Annotated in this window: 14 protein-coding genes and 1 pseudogene; 7 read left to right on the top strand and 8 right to left on the bottom strand. The window is 73.7% G+C overall.

Going from position 1 to position 17,705, the window contains the following annotated elements; translation table 11 throughout:
- Positions 1 to 181 precede the first annotated feature (181 nt).
- Positions 182 to 1,894 (bottom strand): DUF2264 domain-containing protein, encoded by a 1,713-nt coding sequence (locus tag ACIHEJ_RS08840; protein WP_400133996.1) that lies wholly within the window; start codon positions 1,892 to 1,894, stop codon positions 182 to 184.
- 682 nt (positions 1,895 to 2,576) lie between these two features.
- On the opposite strand from ACIHEJ_RS08840, the gene mmuM reads away from it, so the two are divergent.
- The gene (gene mmuM, locus ACIHEJ_RS08835) at positions 2,577 to 3,506 is read left to right on the top strand and encodes a homocysteine S-methyltransferase (RefSeq protein ID WP_400133353.1); all 930 of its coding nucleotides are present in this window, start codon (positions 2,577 to 2,579) and stop codon (positions 3,504 to 3,506) included.
- A 258-nt stretch (positions 3,507 to 3,764) separates the two neighbouring features.
- Here the strand turns inward: mmuM and ACIHEJ_RS08830 are convergent, their stop codons facing one another.
- Complete coding sequence (locus ACIHEJ_RS08830; protein WP_400133351.1) at positions 3,765 to 5,345, bottom strand: carboxylesterase/lipase family protein; 1,581 nt, start codon at positions 5,343 to 5,345, stop codon at positions 3,765 to 3,767.
- A gap of 460 nt (positions 5,346 to 5,805) precedes the next feature.
- Between ACIHEJ_RS08830 and ACIHEJ_RS08825 the strand changes: the two genes are divergently transcribed.
- The 3 genes and pseudogenes from ACIHEJ_RS08825 (at position 5,806) to ACIHEJ_RS08815 (ending at position 7,668) form a co-directional block, all read left to right on the top strand.
- A complete protein-coding gene (locus ACIHEJ_RS08825) occupies positions 5,806 to 6,837 on the top strand; it encodes a hydroxyacid dehydrogenase (protein ID WP_400133349.1) in 1,032 nt (343 codons plus the stop codon).
- A gap of 1 nt (position 6,838) precedes the next feature.
- Positions 6,839 to 7,403, top strand: a pseudogene (locus ACIHEJ_RS08820) (substrate-binding domain-containing protein); the annotation flags it as partial.
- A gap of 73 nt (positions 7,404 to 7,476) precedes the next feature.
- Positions 7,477 to 7,668: a hypothetical protein gene (locus ACIHEJ_RS08815; protein ID WP_400133348.1), complete on the top strand. Its 192-nt coding sequence runs from the start codon at positions 7,477 to 7,479 to the stop codon at positions 7,666 to 7,668.
- Positions 7,669 to 7,748: 80 nt separating this feature from the next.
- Here the strand turns inward: ACIHEJ_RS08815 and ACIHEJ_RS08810 are convergent, their stop codons facing one another.
- From ACIHEJ_RS08810 to ACIHEJ_RS08800, 3 genes are all read right to left on the bottom strand, one after another.
- Positions 7,749 to 8,018 carry a hypothetical protein gene (locus ACIHEJ_RS08810; RefSeq protein ID WP_400133347.1) on the bottom strand — a complete coding sequence of 90 codons (270 nt, stop codon included), beginning with the start codon at positions 8,016 to 8,018 and terminating at the stop codon, positions 7,749 to 7,751.
- Complete coding sequence (locus ACIHEJ_RS08805; protein WP_400133345.1) at positions 8,015 to 8,878, bottom strand: oxaloacetate decarboxylase; 864 nt, start codon at positions 8,876 to 8,878, stop codon at positions 8,015 to 8,017. The genes ACIHEJ_RS08810 and ACIHEJ_RS08805 overlap by 4 nt, the downstream gene beginning before the upstream one ends.
- Before the next feature lie 446 nt (positions 8,879 to 9,324).
- Positions 9,325 to 9,840, bottom strand: coding sequence for a hypothetical protein (locus tag ACIHEJ_RS08800; protein WP_400133344.1), 516 nt, complete (start codon positions 9,838 to 9,840; stop codon positions 9,325 to 9,327).
- 795 nt (positions 9,841 to 10,635) lie between these two features.
- Here ACIHEJ_RS08800 and ACIHEJ_RS08795 point away from each other — a divergent pair.
- A complete protein-coding gene (locus ACIHEJ_RS08795; RefSeq protein ID WP_400133342.1) occupies positions 10,636 to 11,037 on the top strand; it encodes a VOC family protein in 402 nt (133 codons plus the stop codon).
- On the opposite strand, the gene ACIHEJ_RS08790 is transcribed toward ACIHEJ_RS08795, so the two are convergent.
- The 3 genes from ACIHEJ_RS08790 to ACIHEJ_RS08780 all read right to left on the bottom strand — a co-directional run bounded on the left by ACIHEJ_RS08790 (position 11,020) and on the right by ACIHEJ_RS08780 (position 14,187).
- A complete protein-coding gene (locus tag ACIHEJ_RS08790) occupies positions 11,020 to 11,706 on the bottom strand; it encodes a helix-turn-helix domain-containing protein (protein WP_400133340.1) in 687 nt (228 codons plus the stop codon). The two genes, ACIHEJ_RS08795 and ACIHEJ_RS08790, sit on opposite strands and share 18 nt — an antisense overlap.
- A gap of 47 nt (positions 11,707 to 11,753) precedes the next feature.
- Positions 11,754 to 12,581, bottom strand: coding sequence for a VC0807 family protein (locus ACIHEJ_RS08785; protein WP_400133338.1), 828 nt, complete (start codon positions 12,579 to 12,581; stop codon positions 11,754 to 11,756).
- Positions 12,582 to 13,002: 421 nt separating this feature from the next.
- Positions 13,003 to 14,187, bottom strand: coding sequence for a YihY/virulence factor BrkB family protein (locus tag ACIHEJ_RS08780; RefSeq protein ID WP_400133337.1), 1,185 nt, complete (start codon positions 14,185 to 14,187; stop codon positions 13,003 to 13,005).
- A gap of 154 nt (positions 14,188 to 14,341) precedes the next feature.
- On the opposite strand from ACIHEJ_RS08780, the gene ACIHEJ_RS08775 reads away from it, so the two are divergent.
- Positions 14,342 to 15,979 carry an acyl-CoA dehydrogenase family protein gene (locus ACIHEJ_RS08775; RefSeq protein ID WP_400133336.1) on the top strand — a complete coding sequence of 546 codons (1,638 nt, stop codon included), beginning with the start codon at positions 14,342 to 14,344 and terminating at the stop codon, positions 15,977 to 15,979.
- A 332-nt stretch (positions 15,980 to 16,311) separates the two neighbouring features.
- On the top strand, positions 16,312 to 17,601 hold the full coding sequence (locus tag ACIHEJ_RS08770; RefSeq protein WP_400133334.1) for a GAF domain-containing protein: 1,290 nt from the start codon (positions 16,312 to 16,314) through the stop codon (positions 17,599 to 17,601).
- The last annotated feature ends 104 nt before the right edge of the window (positions 17,602 to 17,705 follow it).

Genomic DNA, 17,705 nt, shown 5'->3' with positions numbered 1-17,705 from the left:
ACCGGCTACCGGCTACCGGCTACCGGCTACCGGCTACCGGCTACCGGCTACCGGCTACCGGCTACCGGCTACCGGCTACCGGCTACCGGCTACCGATAACGGATGCCTGTGCCACGCGGTAACGTGCGCGGCGGCCCTTTCCCGGCCCAGGTGCCCGTCACCCCCTCCCACCCCGGCACACTCAGCAAGCCGTGAGCGACCACCCCGAGTCTGCTGATCGCCCGTCCGGCTCCGTGAACCGGAACGCGCCGGCCCGACCGGACGCCCAGCGGACGCTCAGCCCGTACCCGTCCCGCACCCTCACCTCCACCAGGTCCGTGAGGGGCCGGGGATCCGGTTCGCCGGTCAGTCGGGCGAGTGCCACGAACAGCGTGGGTTCCGCCGCCGTCCGCCCGGTCATGTCCTCCGACAGGCCTGACACGGGTACGAGTTCGCATCGGAGGCCATCCCGTCCCGCGGCCCAGCCCGTGATGCGCACCGCCGTCCCGGGCGGGGCCCCGGCGACGAGGTGGGCCCGCACCTCCACCGCGCCCTCGGCGAGCACGAGGTTGGTCACGGTGCTGCCGTCGCGCGCGGTGTGCCGGGAGGCGATCCAGCCCTCACCGGTGCCCAGCGGCTCGATCCGGGTACGGCTCGGGTCGCCGCCGACGAGCACGCTGTTGTCGTACGTCGCCGTGGGCACGGTGGCCGTGGAGTAGGCGAGGCGGGTGTAGTACGGGTCGTAGCGGACGTCCTCGCTGCCGTGGTTGTGCAGCCGGACCAGTCCGTCCGAACGGGTCGACTGCAGCAGCCAGTTGGGGGCGGGTACGGGCCGGACCTCGTCGGCGCGCTCGGTCGGGCCCGGTTCCTCCCGCGCCGTCCACACCTCGTGGTCGGCGGGCAGCAGCAGGCCGAGGAAGCCCTTGCTCGCCCAGTACGGGGAGGCCGGGCCCGAGTAGTTCTGGACGACCGACTCGTCGGGGCCGAGCCAGCCGAGCGGGAGCAGGCCGCGCTGGTCGACCGCGCCGCCGTTGAGGAAGTACCGGAGCGCGCCGGAGGCCAGGCGGCGGGTCTGCCCCGGGGAGAGCGGAGTGTGTCCGGTGAGTGCGCCGAGCCAGAGCGGGGCCGCGGTCGCGAAGCGGTACGTCAGGGAGCGGCCCTGGTGCAGGGGGGCGCCGTCGCCGCCGAAGAAGTGGGCGTAGTCGGCGAGGTGGGCGTGGAGGCGGCCGCCGTAGAGGTCGAGGAGGTCCTGGTCGCCGGAGAGCCATGCGTGCAGCACCGGGTAGAGGTGCATGGCCCAGCCGTTGTAGTAGTCGAACTTGCGGCCGTCGCCGTCGGTGTACCAGCCGTCGCCGAGGTACCAGCCCTCGATCCGTTCCAGGCCGTGGTCGACGGCCTTGCGCGCCGTGTCTGTCCGGTAGCCGATGTCCTCCAGGAAGCCGCCGACGGTGACGGGGAAGAGTTCCCAGTTGCACGGCCAGGGCTCGGCGGTGAGTGCGTCCGCCAGCCAGGCCGCCGTCCGCTCCCGTACCGCGTCGTCCAGGCGGTCCCACAACAGCGGCCGGGTCAGCCGTAGGGCGAGCGCGATCGAGGCGGCTTCGACGAGCGGCTGGCTGCGGTCCCCGATGCGCGGCCAGACTCCGCCGGGGCCGGCCGCGAGGCCGTCGGCGTACCGGCCGAGGGCGGTCTCGTCGCGGCGGAAGGCGGCGAGCAGCAGGGTGCGGGCGTATCCCTCGAGGCCGTCGGAGAGGTGGCCGGAGTGGCTCACGTGGTCGCCGGGGAGGTGGTAGAGGGCGCGGTCGGGGGTGGCGCAGGGCTCGACGGCGGCCAGCAGGGCGTCGGCGGCGGCCTCCCAGTGGGCGCGGGTGTAGCCGGTCAGGGGGCTGGAGTCGCGGTCGTCGGGGGGCAGTTGGATCACGGCGGTGATTGTCCTTCCTGGCGGGGGCCCGGGGCGCCCCGGTTCCGGGCGGGGCGCCCCGGTTCCGGGCGGGGCGCCCCGAGGGTTCGTTCCGTCCGCACGGTGCCCTGGGGGACCAGATGCCGGGTGCGGAGTGCGTCGCGGACAAGGCCCGCGTGGACGGTCGGGCCGTGCACGGAGGTGTGCGTGTTGTCGTGCTTAGGTGCGGCGCCCAGAGCGGCCGGCACCAGCACGGGGGTTCCGGCGCGTCTCATGGGCGGCTCCTCCGTCGGTCGACATCGGCCGGCCCGAGACGGCACCGCCTTGTAGCAAACGCTTTCCAGATCTGGGTCGGCGAGCGCCGGATGGCCGAGTTCTGTACTGCGCAAGCCCTTTCGCGCCTTCGGTTCGACTGCCACGCTGCCCGCACCCGTACCCCCGCACCCGCTTCCGAAGGAGCCCCCATGACCGGGGCCGGAAGCGGAACGGTCCGACGCCGCACCCTCATCCTCGGCTCCGCCGCCGCGACCTCTTCGGCGGCGCTCGCCGGCCCGGCGGCCGCAATGCGCTGTGGATCGACGTGGTGAGCGGTTCGGGGGCGACGGGCTACCTCGGCGCCGGCACGGCGACCGACGCGATCGACCGCCGGCCTGACGACGGCCGCGGCCCGGCCGTGGCCCGCTTCGACTAGCGTCGTGCCATGGCCAGCAACACCTCCCCCAGCCTCGCCGCAGCCCTCGCCGCCGGAGCGGTCGTGCTCGACGGGGGCATGTCCAACCAGTTGGAATCCGCCGGGCACGATCTGAGCGACGAGCTGTGGTCGGCGCGGCTGCTCGCCGAGCGGCCGGAAGCGGTTGCCGAAGCTCACCTCGCCTACTTCCTTGCGGGCGCGGACGTGGCGATCACCGCCAGCTACCAGGCCACCTTCGAGGGCTTCGCGCGGCGCGGCCACGGTCGTGAGGAGGCCGCGCGACTGCTCAGACTGAGCGTGGAACTGGCCCGCGAGGCTGCTGGGCAGGCCGGCGAGGCGGGCGTGGAACGACCGCTGTGGGTGGCGGCCTCGGTCGGCCCGTACGGGGCGATGCTCGCGGACGGCTCCGAGTACCGGGGCCGGTACGGGCTCAGCGGGATCGAGCTGGAGCGTTTTCACCGTCCGCGCATCGAGGTACTGGCCGCCGCCGCACCGGACGTGCTGGCACTGGAGACCGTGCCCGACGCCGACGAGGGTACCGCTCTGCTACGGGCGATACGCGGACTGGGGGTGCCGGCGTGGCTGTCGTACACGGTCGACGGTCGACGCACCCGCGCCGGACAGCCCCTGGAGGACGCCTTCGCCCCGGCCGCCGACGCGGACGAGGTGATCGCGGTCGGCGTGAACTGCTGCGCTCCGGAGGACGTCGCGCCCGCGGTCGAGATCGCGGCCCGGGTCACCGGGAAGCCGGTCGTGGTCTATCCCAACAGCGGGGAGGCCTGGGACGCGGAGGCGCGGGCCTGGACGGGACGGACCCGGTTCGGCGCCGAGCAGGTCGAGGCGTGGCGGGAGTCCGGGGCGCGCTTGATCGGAGGGTGCTGCCGGGTGGGGCCGGACGCGATCGCCTCGATCAGGGCGACGCTGCGCCCGGGGGCTTGAGCTCGCCACACGGCAGCCCTCGGTCGAACCGTGTCATCCGGCCCCGATGACTGCGGATGACGGTCGGTTCCGGGTCGGAGGCGCGCGGGAGGAGTTGGTGGTCCGCGGGCGACCGTCGACGCCATACAGTCGACGTCACACAGCCGACGCCATACAGCCGACGCCATATAGTCGACCAGAATCGCGCCGCGCAGCGTCGTCGGTCGACTTCATACAGTCCACCGACGACCGGATTCTCGCTGCCGGTCCGGCGGAGGATCAGTGCCGCCGCGCCGCCACGGACCACCGCAGACGTCGGACCGCGGCCGCCAGTTCTGCCCCGGGAGCCCGGAACTGAGCGGCGGGCGACGGTTCCGGAGGCGCGGGGGCGGCCGACCAGAGGGCGACTTCCGCATCCCGTGGACCGTATTCGGTATGCGGTATACCGTCGCCGAAGATCCGCACCGGATGCGAGGCGTCCCAGGCCTGCCAGCCAGGATCCCCCGTCGTCACGAACCGCACCCAGGCCGCGTGCATCGCGTCGCCCAGCTCCTGCGGAGCCCCCTCGCCGGCCAGCTTCTTCGACTCGGGCACGTCACCGGAGTCGAACACGAACCCCAACTCCAGGGCGTGGCAGGCGCCGAGGGCCGGAAGGCGGGACGGCCACGCGAACTCGTAGAGGTGGCAGGAGCCGAGACGGGTGTCGGCGAGGCGGTGCAGCGGGGCCCGCAGCAGGTGGTCGGTGACGAGCTGGCCGACGGTCTCTGCGGTGCCGGCGTCAGGATGCAGCGCACGGTAGCCGCGTATCACTTCGTGCCCGCAGTGGCAGCGTGCCATGGCGCCGGCCAGGGCGACGGGGCCGAGCCGGTCCACGTGTTCGAGCAGGCCGCCGGGCACCAGCCACAACCGGTACTCGTCCCGCGTCCAGCCCATGAGCAGGTCGACACCCTGGGCGCCGTCGCCGTCGCCGTCGCCGTCGATGAGCGCTTTCAGCGGATCGCGGGGTACGAGGTCACCGTCCACGACGACGCCGAACGCTGGCCCGCCGAGCACCGGGCTGCTGAGCCGCCCGACCTCCGCCTGGGTCCGCAGCAGCAGCTCGCGGTCGACGGTCGCGAAGGCCTCCGCGGTGGCGGGGATCTTCAGCCGGGCGGCCATACGGCGCACCATCCGCCGTACCTTGTCCCGGTCCGCGACCTCGGGCGCTCCGCTCTGCAGGATCGCGCGCCGGATCAGGCCCCGGGTGTGGGGGGAGGCGAGCAGGACGCCGGCGCTGATGGCACCGGCCGACTGCCCGCACAGGGTGATCCGGTCGGGGTCGCCGCCGAAGGTCTCGATGGTCTCGTGCACCCAGCGCAGGGCGGCGAGTTGGTCGCGCAGGCCGGGGTTCGGGGGCGCGTCCGGGAACAGTCCGTAGCCCTCGACTCCCAACCGGTAGTTGACCGAGACGAAGACCACGCCGTCGCGGGCGAAGGTGCGGCCGTCGTATACGGGGACGGCGGAGGAGCCCCTGGTCAGGGCGCCGCCGTGCAGCCAGACCAGGACCGGGAGGCGGGCGCCGGGGCCCGGCTCCGGGGTCCACACGTTGAGGTTGAGGCAGTCGTCGCCGGGGACCACCGGGTCGGACAGGTACTGGGCGAACGCCTCGGAGTACGGCGGTTTCGGCGCGGTCGGCCCGAAGGAACCGGCGTCGCGCACCCCGTCCCAGGGCTCGGGCGGCTCGGGTGGCCGGAACCGCCGGGCACCGAAGGGCGGAGCGCCGTACGGGATGCCCCGGAACACCGCGATTCCCTGCTCGTACCGGCCTTGTACGGCTCCGTGGGGCGTCCGGACCACGGGGCCCGTCCGATCTGCCGTCATCGCCCACCAGCCCTTCGCCGCGCTCGTGCACCGCCGCACAGCCGCGCCGTCGCTCAGTCACACCGCTGCACCACTGCACAGCCGCGCAGTCGCACCGCTGCTCTGTACACATCAGAGCATCACAGCGCCCGGCTGTATTCCGGTGCACAGGCTCGGCGCTACGCCGTTCGGGGTATCCGGTGACGTGGCGTACGCCGAGGCGCCGAAGCCGGGCCGGCCGTGGCCGTCGGAGGTGGATCCGGGGGATCCGGGGTACGAGGGCGTCGTCGGGAACAGGGCGTCACCGTCTCCTTCTCGCCGACGGTCGAAGTTCTCGCGGCCGCCACTCGACCGACCGATTGCCCCTCGCCACGGACCGGCTCTACGGTGTGAGCCGCCGCCAGAAAACGCTTTCCGCTTCTCCGATCCACGACCCCCGGCCCCGCCCCCGACCCCGCCCCCACCACCTCGTCGGAGAGTCATGCCCAGCGTCCAGCTGCCCCAGCCGCCCCAGTTGCCCAGGGCCGTGTTCGTCATGGATCCGGTGCACCTCCCCCGGCTCTTCCCGCCCCCGCTCATGGCCCGGTTGCGGCAGACGGCCGAGATCGACCCCGCGCTCGTGGTGCGGGACCTCACCGACCCCGCCGTCGCCGGATCGCTGGCCGGCGCCGAGGTGCTGGTCACCAGCTGGGGGTGTCCCCGCCTGGACGCGGACGCCTTGGTCGCGGCGCCTCGGCTGCGTGCCGTGCTGCACGCCGCAGGCTCCGTCCGTTCACTGATCGGCGACGCCCTGTGGGAACGCGGGATCACCGTCTCCAGCGCGGCGACCGCCAACGCGACGCCGGTGGCCGAGTACACGCTCGCGATGATCCTGCTGGCCGGGAAGGACGTCTTCGCACAGCGGGAACGCTTCCGTGGCACGTGCGCCCTCCCCTCCCCGGACGAGACGCCGGCCGTCGGCAACGTGGGCCGCCGGGTCGGGATCGTCGGTGCGTCGCGGGTGGGCCGTCGCCTGCTGGAACTGCTGCGCCCGCACGACCTCGAGGTCCTCCTGTGCGATCCGTACGTGCACGCTTCCGAGGCCGCCGCGCTGGGTGCGGAACTGCTGCCGCTGGACGAGTTGCTGGCACGCAGCGACATCGTCAGCCTGCACGCGCCGCACCTCCCCGAGACGCACCGCATGCTCGACCGTGAGCGGCTCGCGCTGATCCGGGACGGCGGCACGTTGATCAACACCTCGCGCGGTGCGCTGATCGACCAGGGCGCGCTCACCGAGGAGTTGGTCTCCGGGCGGTTGCAGGCGGTCCTCGACGTCACCGAGCCGGAGCCGCTGCCCGCCGGTTCACCGTTGTACCGGCTGCCGAACGTCTTCCTCACCCCGCACCTCGCCGGCTCCCTCGGCAATGAGCTGGAGCGGCTCGGCCGGGTGGTCGTCGAGGAGCTGGAACGGCTGGCCGCCGGTCTGCCGCCGGCGTGCGAGGTGCGGCACGCGGATCTGGCGCGGGTGGCGTGAGGCGCTCGAGAGTTCCCGGTCGGGCGCGGTGCCGCAGGGCGTGGAGGCGGCGGCGTACGAGGCGGGTCTCGGGGTGGTGGTGTCGGCAGGGCCGGCGCGGACCGGGGGCGGTCGGCCGGAGCGCGGCCGGCTGGACCGGCTGACCGCTCGCGGCTCCTCAGGGGTGCTGTTCCACCTGTCGGAGGTGTCCGCCTCGCGGTACGCGCGGCGGGACCACCACCGCATCCGGTACGTGCTGATCGAGGGAGTTGTTCGAGCCGCCGACCGCGGTGTTCGTGTGCTCGGACCGGATGGCGCTCGGGGTGTGCGCGGCGCGGGCCGAGCGGCGGTTGCGGGTGCCGGACGGCATGAGCGTCGTGGGCTTCGACGATCTGCCCGAGGCGGGCTGGGTCGCCCCGGCGCCGACCACCGTCCGTCGGCCGCTCGCGGAGACGGCGACGGCGCTGCGGCCGCTGGTGCGGATGATGGGCGGCGGGCGCCCGGTGGGCACGCGGACGGAGCTGTCGACGCGGCTGGTGCGCGGAGCGAGCACGGGCGCGCCGCCCGCGGACCGGCCAACTGCGTGATCGTGCGCTCCCGTTCGGGCGCTGGGCGGTGACCCGGGCCGCGCCGGTTCGTTGCCCGGGCATGCACCCCACCATGCGCTCCGCAGCGGCTCTCGCCCTGGCCGCAGTCGCTCTGGCCACCGCCTACGGCGTGGCGCACGCCCGTTGCCGCACCGTCGCGCCGCGTCAGCACCGTGCCACGGTGGCCGCGCTCGTCGACGAGCACGATCCGAAGGAGGACGTCGAGGTCGGCGAGGACGGCCGGCCCGATCTCGGCGAGGACTGAACGGACGCCGACGGCCGGGCGCCTCCCGTGCGGGGAGGGGCCCGGCCGTCGTCCTGTCGCGGTGCTGCTTTCGGTGGTCCTCAGTCCTCCTCGTGCCGGCCGGCGGCTCCGACCAGGGCCTCCACGACGTCCACGGCGCTGCCGTCGTGGTCGCTGCCGGCGGTGCCGCTGCCGGTCTGGAGGTTGGCCGCGCGGTCCACTTCGAGCCACGAGTCGGCGTGCGAGTTGTCGATCACGGTGATCAGGCTCCCGGAGGCGACCGCGGGTGCGGCACCTGCGCCGAGGACGGTGACGGCGACCGCCGCGGCCATCCCGATCCGGGGGACGAGGGCCGAACCGGTTCCCGTCACACGCCCACGCCCTCGGGTGCGATCCGCTCGCGGGCGATGTTGCGCTCCAGCAGGGTGGTGGACGCCTTCACGCCGACTCCGCTCGTGGGGTCGACCTCCGGCAGCCGGCCGTCGGCCTCCTTCAGGTCGGCGAGTGCCGAGTCCATCGCCTTGTGCGCGGCGAACAGACACGGGGTGCTGTAGATCGCGACGTCGACGCCGAGGTCGGACAGTTCGCCGAGGGAGAGGCGGGGTGACTTCCCGCCGGCGATCTGGTTGAAGAGGAGCGGTTTGCCGCCGACGACCTTCCGGATGCGCTCGATCCACTCCACGCTGCGCACTCCGTCGACCAGGACCACGTCGGCGTCGGTGGCGGCCAGCCGCTCGGCACGGTGCAGGATGTCGTGTTCGTCGGTGGCGTCCGTACGGGCGACGACGACCAGGTCGTGGCGGGTGGCCAGGACCTTCTCCAGTTTCTCCAGGTACTCCTCCAGCGGCAGCACCTGCTTGCCGTCGGCGTGGCCGCAGCGGCGGGGCCGCTTCTGGTCCTCCAGGATCACTCCGGAGGCCCCGATGCGTTCCAGGCCCTCGACGACGTGGCAGGCGACCTCGGGGTCGACGTAGCCGTCGTCGATGTCGACCAGCAGATGGTGGTGCGGGAACGCGCCGCGCAGCCGCTGGACGAAGGCCACCATGTCGGGCCAGGCGATGAAACCGATGTCCGGCAGCCCGTAGTACGAGGCCGCGAATCCGAAGCCCGAAACGAACATCCCGTCGTAGTGCTTGGCCGCGATCGACGCCGAGTACATGTCGTACACGCCGATCAGCGGTGTGGTCCCGGGCCCGGCGATGCGCTCGCGCAGCTTCTTACCGTAAGTCAAGGTCCGGCTCCTCCTGTGGGTGGTTGACGCGGGACGGGAGGGTCCCTGCGTCTCGACGCCCTTTGCCAAGACAAGAGCATCTCTAGATAGTCACGTGACTATCTGCGAACGCGAGCTTTACTCACCCCAATGGTGGAAGCGATTCACCGGAGAAACGTCACTCGACGAGCCCCGCGGCCCAGGCGATCCCACCGTTCAGGTGGGCCCGGAACCGGGTTCGCGGTAGGCGTCGGCGGCCGGGACAAAGTCGTGGCGGTGGCCGGTGGGCGGGTGTGGAGCAGGAGTCGAACGGCCATGCGAGGCACCTATGCCGCACGGCGCGTCCGCTCCTCAACTCCTTTACATGTCGCCGAGTTCGCCCGCAGGACCGCAGTGACGCCCGCGCCCGGCGTGGTGCATGCCGGGCTGGGCACGCGGATCCATCTGGTGGGGCTGGCGGGGCGGAGCTAGAAGACCGAGGTGTGCCGGTACGGGTAGGCGCTCACGTCGTCGTGGATCGCCCGCAGCCACGGCTGCCGGACGGCGGGGAGCCGGGCCAGGCTGCCCAGGAACACCTGCCGGTCGGGCCGGAACGTCCAGATCGGGTGCAGCGGCAGCGGGTCGTCGCGCTGGACGTCATGGGGCAGTCCCCCGGTCACGGGCAGGCGCGAGCGGTCCCGGGGGAAGGCCAGGCCCAGCCACACGTCGAAGGGCAGCGGCACGATCGCCGCGGTGCCGGGTGGCTGCCAGATCTCGCCCGTCTGCGGATGCTCCGGGACCAGCGCGATGTCGGGCGCCGGGGCGGAGGCGGGCAGTTGCGGACCGGAAAGAGCAGCGGTGCGGGCGGACGCCCCCGGCGGGCCGGACGGGCTCGCCGGGCCGGACCGGCTCGGTGGGCCGGACCGGCTCGGTGGGCTCGGTGGCAGCAGCGCGTCGAGCGCGCGGCCGAACAGGTCCGTGACCAGTCCGCCGGGGAGGGCCACCGGAGCGCCGCCCGAGGCGACGAGCAGATGGGCCAGGGCCCGGCCCGCCGCCGCCTCCCACTGCGGGCTCCAGCGGCCGGGCGGCTCGACCGGGGGCGCGCTGTCCCGGTCTCCGCGTCCTCCGCGTCCTCCACCAGGGTCGCCCAGTCGGTGACCGGCGTGGCGGGGCCCGCGACGCGGCGTACGGCGTCGGCCTCGAACCACACCGCCTGCCAGAGCGAGCAGTCGTCGATCCGGGTCGCCACGGCCTGCCCGCACCGCGCGCAGGCCAGGTTCGGGCCGTCCCTGCCGTCCAGTCCCGTGCAGTAGCCGTCGCACCGGTCCGGGATCAGCACGGTGCCACGGGTGTCGCCCGGTGCGACGACGACGGCGCCCGGCGGCCCGGACGGCAGCGAGTGCACCGGGGCGAACACCCCCAGTGCCGCCGCCTCCTCCGCGCCGGCCTCGTCCCAGGGACGCCAGGGCCCTCCTCGGGGCTCCGGGTCGACGGCGTACGTGCCCGATGCCATCAGCGCGGGAAGCATCTCGTGCCCGCAGCGATGACGGGCACGCACCGGAAATGCCACCCTCGACACGGAGACGGTCAGTTCGGTACCGCACCGGTCGCAGGCGAAGACGTCCGCCAACAGCCACTCCCCCACTCTCGGACAGACGGATCATCACCGGGCGGCAGGACCGGGAGCAACTTGTCATCCGCCGGGTCCGCCGCGCGCCGCGCAGGCCGTCACCGGGTCCGCCGACGTCGTGTCCGATTTCTTCAAGACCGGGTCGGCCGGCCCTCCCTACGGTGGCCGTATGACTCCACGATTCGCCCTGATCGGCGTGGTGACCTCCGACATGGCCGCCTCGCTCGCCTTCTACCGTCGTCTCGGACTCGTCTTCCCCGAGGGTTCCGAGGAGCAGCCGCACGTCGATGTGGAACTGCCCGGCGGGCTGGTCTTCGCCCTGGACACCGAGAAGACCGTCCACTCCTTCCACCCCGAGTGGCGGCCGCCGACGGGCGGCGGCCGGATCGGCCTCGCCTTCCGGTGCGACTCGCCCGCCGAGGTCGACACAACGTACGAGGACCTGGTGGGCGCCGGCCACCACGGGGAGCTGAAGCCGTGGGACGCCTTCTGGGGGCAGCGGTACGCCACCGTGCACGACCCCGACGGCAACGGTGTCGACCTGTTCGCCCCGCTACCCGCCGCCGAGTAGCTCCCCGAGCGGCATGCCCGCCAACTCCCGCACGTCCCGGGCGAGGTGCGGCTGGTCGGCGTAGCCCGCGCGGATCGCCGTCTCGGCGTACGGCGTCCCGGAGCGGGCCAGTGCCAGCGCCCGTTGCAGGCGCAGGACGCGGGCCAGGGTCTTGGGTCCGTAGCCGAACGCGGCCAGGCAGCGGCGGTGCAAGGTGCGGGCGCCGATGCCGAGTTCGGCGGCCGTCGCGGACACCGGGCGACCCTCGTCCAGGCACTCCACCAGCCGGTGCAGCAGCGGGTCGGGGGCCGCCGTCCGCGCGGCCCGGTCCAGGGCGATGTCCTCCAGGGCCGTCACCGGGTCGGGAGCCGCCTCGATGCGGTCGCGCAGCCGCCGGGCCCGCGCGGCGGACCAGAGGTCGGCCAACTCCACCCGGCGGTCGCGCAGTTCGTGTGCCGGTACGCCGAGCAGCGCGGGTGCGGTGCCGGGGAAGAAGCGGATGCCCGCCCACGACCGGCCGGGCCCCTGGGGGAGGTAGGGGCGGGTGTCGGGACCCGCGACCAGCAGCCGGCCCTCGCTCCACATCAGGTCCATGCAGCCGTCGGGCAGCACGGGCCGCGCGCCGGACCCGGTCGCCGTGTCGGTCCACAGGACCGCGCCGGTCAGCCGGGACGCCCGCTCCGCATACACAGCCGCCAGCGTACGGCGCCGGCGGTGCCCGGTGCGCGGCCGGCCGGTCAGCTCGGGCGCCGGGCCGGGACACGAGAGCTCTCCGGGGCGGGCCGTTCGTTGTCCGCTCGCGCCGTCACCATCGCCGTCACCATCGCCGTCACCGTCGCCGTCGCCGTCGCCGGTCCGGAGGGAGAGGCAGGGGCGGGGGCTGGGGCGCCGAACAGCGGGAGGCCGTGACGGGTGCGGAAGCGGCGGGCGTAGCCGGCGGTGACCGCGGCGGCCAGGAGGAGCAGGAGCAGGGACAGGCCCCGGCCGAGCAGCGGCACCGTGTCCGGGGGCAGGGTGGCGGCGGCGAGCGCACCGAGGCCGCTGTCGAGCAGTTGCTCCGCGCCCCAGACGAAGGTGAGGACGCGCAGGCCCCGGCGGAACTCGGCGGACTCCTGCCAGAGCCTGGCCCGGGCCCGGGCCGCATCACCCCGGTGCAGGCGCCGGCCCAGCTGGAAGGCCAGCGGCCTGCGGGTGAAGCCGGTGCCGGACACCCAGCCGCCGACCGTGAGGGACAGCGCCGCGTCCTTGAGGAGGAGCAGCCGGGTGCCGCCGCCGACGAGGGATGCCAGGGCGGCCGCGGCGAGCAGCAGCGTGAAGAACAGGTCGACGCCGTCGATCCCGCGCCGCCGTACCGCGCCGGAGAGCAGCCGCAGGGCCGGTGGTGCGCCGCTCAGCAGCAGCGCCGGTGCCTGGCCGGCGCCGAGAGCCCGGGCGGCGTAGTAGACGACGAGCGGGAGGACGATGTCGACGGCGAGCCCGAGGAGCGGACCGCGGACCGCACCGCGACTCCCGGCAACGGCTCCGGACCCGGCGGCGGCTCCGGACTCCACGGCGCGTGCGGCCACCCGTGCCGCACCTTCCGCCCCGGCCTCCCGCGCCGCTGCCACCGTCCCCGTGGCCCGCGCCGCACCCGCCGCACCCGCCGCACACGCAGCACCGGTCGCCCGCACCGCTGCGCCCGCCCAGGCCGCCGTTCTCGTCGAACCCCGCCCTCGGTCCGGGCCTCGGCCCCCGCCCCGGCCCCGCCGTCGGCCCTGTCCCGTCACGTCAGCCGCGTCCGTCACCGCCTTCGCCTCCTGTCCCGTGCCCGAGCCGTGCCGGGCAGCGCCGGCCTGGGAAAACGCTAGGCGCGGAGCCGTTTGCGGCGGATCGGAGCACGGGTGGAGAGCGGGGTGGAACCCAGGTGGAGACATCGATCGGCGGTCTCCACCTCGGCGGCACACCCGGGGGTGGAGAAGCCCGGCGTCAGCCCGGCGTCAGCCCGCGTCAGCCCTCAGGGTGCCCAGTCTCCCCGTCCCTGCCGGACTCGTGCGGGTGCCGGGCGTGCGGCTTGTGCGCGGGGTGGGCGCTCTTCGCGTGCGTGCGCAGGCGGGCCGTCACGTCCTCGGGGGGCAGGAAGCGGGACCAGCGCTCCGGGAACTCGGAGGGCATGTCGGGGTCGTCGGGGTCGGACTCGCGGGCCGCCGCCGCGCGGGTGACGTACTCGACGACCTGGGCCTCGCGGATCCGTTCGTTGGCCTCGCGGGCGGCGGCCGTGGCGGCGGCGGGCCAGACCCGGTCGATGGCCGCGTTGACCGCCGCGCCCACGAGGACGGCGAAGGCGGCCACCCCGATCCACAGCAGCACGGCGACGGAGGCGGCGAGGGAGCCGTAGATCGTGGCGCCCTCGATGGTGTGCACGAGGTAGATCCGGAGCAGGAAGCTGCCGAGGACCCACATGGCGAGGGCGACGAGGGCGCCGGGGACGTCCTCGATCCAGGGTGAGCGGACCGGCACGGACACGTGGTACAGCGTGGTCAGGAAGGCGACGCACAGGACGATGACGACCGGCCAGTACAGGACCTGGACGACCGTCTCGGACCAGGGCACCACCCGGACCACCGCGTCCGGTCCCGCCACCATCAGCGGCAGCGCCACCGAACCGATCAGCAGCGCCACGATGAACAGCAGGAAGGACATCATCCGCGTCTTGACGATGCCCCGGACGCCGTCGAGGCCGTACATGACGGTGATGGTGTCGATGAAGACGTTCACCGCGCGGGACCCGGACCACAGGGCGAAGACGAAGCCGATGGAGATGACGTCGGGCCTGCCGCCCTTCATCACGTCGTGCAGGATCGGCTCGGTGATCTCCTTGACGCCCTTGTCGGACAGGACCGTCCGCGAGGCGTCGAGGATGTTGGTCTCCAGGCTCCGGATGGTGTGGGCGCCGGTCCAGGTGTCGACGTAGGCGAGCAGCCCGATGAGGCAGAGCAGCAGCGGCGGCACGGACAGCAGCGTGAAGAACGCCGCCTCGGCCGCCAGGCCCAGGATGCGGTACTCCATGCAGGAGTTGACGGTGTCCTTGAGCAACAGCCAGGCGGTCCTGCGCTTGGAGACGTTCCGGTAGAGGGCTCTGGCCCGGTGGAGGCGGCCGGCGGGCCGCTCGGGGGGTTCACTTGCTGGCTGCACGACCCAAAGGTATCCGCAGCACCCGACCCGCCTCACCTTCCGGGGCAGCTCGACCGGATCATGCACAAGAGGTGGCCGGGTCGGGTACGCGCGCGTGCGGTGCTGTGTCACTCTGGAGGCCATCACCGCCGCCGTCCGGGGTAGGTTCGCAGTCATGGCAGGCACCCCCACCCACACCGTGACGAATCAGCCGCCACCGCTGGTCGCCCACGACGTCTTCACCACCGACCGGGCCCTGGTCGAGGCCGTGGAGCGGTACACCGGTCCGGACGTGCTGGACGAGGTGCGCGCGGAGCTGTCCGCGCTGGGCCGGGCCTGTGGTTCGGCGCAGGTGCAGGAGTGGGGCGCGCAGGCGAACGAGCACCCGCCCCGGCTGCGCACCCACGACCGGTACGGCCACCGGATCGACGAGGTCGACTTCCATCCTGCCTGGCACCGGCTGCTCGGCAAGGGCGTCTCGGCGGGGCTGACCGGTGCCTGGACCCGGCCGTCGGGGCATGTGCGCCGGGCGGCCGGGTTCCTGCTGTGGACCCAGGTCGAGGCGGGCAACTGCTGTCCGCTGTCGATGACGCACGCGGCCGTGCCCGCGCTGCGCGCGGATCCGGAGCTGGCCGACGAGTGGGAACCGCGGCTGACGTCGACGGTCTACGAACGGGAGCTGCGGCCCGCCGGGGAGAAGCCCGGTGCGATCTTCGGCATGGGCATGACCGAGAAGCAGGGCGGCAGCGACGTCCGCGCCAACACCACCGAGGCCCGGCCGCTCGCCGAGGACGGCACGTACGCGCTGACCGGGCACAAGTGGTTCTGCTCGGCGCCCATGTCGGACGCCTTCCTGGTGCTCGCGCAGGCCCGGGAGGGGCTCACCTGCTTCCTGGTGCCGCGTGTGCTGGCGGACGGCAGCCGCAACGTCTTCCGCATCCAGCGGCTGAAGGACAAGCTGGGCAACCGCTCCAACGCCTCCGCCGAGGTCGAGTTCGACGGGACCTGGGCGCGCCGGGTCGGCGAGGAGGGGCGGGGGGTGCGGACCATCATCGGGATGGTCGCGGCGACCCGGCTGGACTGCGCGCTGGGCTCGGCAGGGCTGATGCGGCAGGCGGTGGCGCAGGCCGTCCACCACTGCACGTACCGGGAGGCGTTCGGTGGCAGGCTGGTCGACAAGCCGCTGATGCGCAACGTCCTCGCCGACCTGGCGCTGGAGTCGGAGGCGGCGACCGCTCTCGCGCTGCGGCTGGCCGCGGCCTGCGACGCCGACGGTGAGCGGGAGCGTGCCTTCCTGCGGCTGGCGGTGCCGGCCGCCAAGTACTGGATCACCAAGCGCTGTGCGCCCGTGGCCGTCGAGGCGGCCGAGTGCCTGGGCGGCAACGGGTACGTCGAGGAGTCCGGGCTGCCCCGGCTGGTGCGGGAGTCGCCGCTGAACTCCGTCTGGGAGGGCGCCGGCAATGTCCAGGCGCTGGACGTGCTCAGGGCGCTGCAGCGGGAGCCGGGCGCGCTGGACGCGTGCCTCGCCGAGATCGGGCAGGCGCACGGCGCCGACCACCGCCTGGACCGGGCGGTGAAGGATCTGTTCACCGAGCTCGCCGATCTGGAGGGCGTCGAGGGCCGGGCCCGGCGTCTGGTGGAGCGGCTCGCGCTGGTGCTGCAGGGCTCGCTGCTGGTGCGGCACGCGCCCGCGGAGGTCGCCGACGCCTTCTGCGCCTCGCGGCTGGGCGGCGATCACGGGGCGTCCTTCGGCACGCTGCCGGCGGGGCTGGACCTGAAGGCGATCGTGGAACGGGCGCAGCCGGGCGCCTGACGCGCGGGCCGCCCCGCTCCGCCCGGGTGTTGGACGCCCGGAGGGGGTGGTGCTGCGCCGACACGGCACCACCCCCACCCCATGGGCCCGTTGAGCCCGCGGACGCGCCGCGGACGCGCAACGCGTCGAGGTCCAGTCTCAGCCACCTTCGGACGGTCCACCAGGGTTGCAGGGGGTTGCAACTTGTGGGTGCACATGCGCGGAGTGTGTGCCTCCGGCCTGCCCGGAACGGCAGTATGAGAGGCACAGTCGGACCGGAAACCGCCGCCCGGACGGCTTGACAACTGTGTTCGACATCTTTTTCCGGGAGGGCCCCAGTGGTGAACCCGCCGATGAACGTGGCGCGTCTGGCCGCCGTGGACGCGGCGCAGGCGGCGCGGGTGCTGAGCGAGGTGCGCGAGGCCGCGCTGGCCGGTCAGCGTACGCGGATCGCGCCGCGGCCGGTGATCGAGCAGTCCTGGGGACGGATGCTGCGCAGCGGCGTCGATCCCGAACGGGACTTCAGGTCGGGCCTGTTGCCCTCCGACGAGGTACGGCGCCGACGCGAGGAGTCACCGCTGAGGCATGTCCTGCCGGTGCTGCGAGAGGGTCTGCTTTCGGTCGCGGACGTGTCCCAGCACATCATGGTGGTCGCGGACGCGGACGGGCGTGTGCTGTGGCGGGAGGGTGCTCCTCCGGTGCTGCGCAAGGCCGACGGCCTCGGCTTCGAACTCGGCGCGGACTGGCGGGAAGACGTCGTCGGCACCAACGGGGTGGGCACCCCGGCGGTCGTACGGCGGCCGGTGCAGGTCTTCGCCGGTGAGCACTTCGTCCGCTCGCAGACCTCCTGGACGTGCACGGGCGCTCCGATCACCGATCCCAGGGACGGCCGGCTGCTCGGTGTCGTGGACGTGAGCGGACCGCTGGAGACGATGCATCCGGCGACGCTCGCCTGGGTGGACTCGGTGGCGAAGCTGGCCGAGGCGCGGCTGCGGGAGCGGCACCTGGCCTCGCTGGAGCGGTTGCGGGCGGTGGCGGCGCCCGTGCTGGCCCGGTTGGGCGGGCGGGCGCTGGTGGTGGACCGGGACGGCTGGGCGGCGGCGGTGACGGGGATGCCGTACGTGCGGCGGGTCATGCTGCCCAAGTCGCTGCGGCCGGGCCGCCGGTGGTTGGCCGCGCTCGGCTCGTGCGGGGTGGAGCCGCTGGCCGGTGGCTGGTTGCTGCGGGCGTCCGAGGAGCCGCAGGCGTCCGCCGCCCGCACCCGGATCGTGCTGGACCTCGCCCGGGCGGGCCGGTGTGCGCTGACGGTCTCGACGTCGGCGGGCTCCTGGTCCCGGGAACTCAGCCCCCGGCACGCCGAGTTGCTGTTCCTGCTCGCCGAGCACCGGGCCGGGCGGGGGGCGGCGGCCCTGGCCGAGGATCTGTTCGACGACCCCTCACGCACGGTGACCGTACGGGCGGAGATGTCCCGGATCCGACGGTATCTCGGAGATGTTCTGCACCACCGACCGTATCGTTTCAGCGAGGAGGCGGAGGTCGAGATGCTGCTCCCCGACGACCCCCGTGACCTGCTGCCTGCGTCGACGGCACCGGCGGTGACCCGCAGACGGACGGCCGCGCGCGGCGGCCGGTCCACGTCCTGAGTCGTGCGTCCTGCGCATATTTGCGGGGTCTTCGCCCTGCGCGGCCCGTTACTGCCGTAGCATCCCCTACGGGCCTCCCCACCTGTTCCTCGCGTCAATGTACG

The sequence above is a fragment of the Streptomyces sp. NPDC052301 genome (assembly GCF_044593395.1).
In the GTDB taxonomy this organism is placed as follows: Bacteria; Actinomycetota; Actinomycetes; order Streptomycetales; family Streptomycetaceae; genus Streptomyces.
The sequence above is the reverse complement of the archived record's forward strand: the minus strand, read 5'-3'. Positions and strand labels throughout refer to the sequence as shown.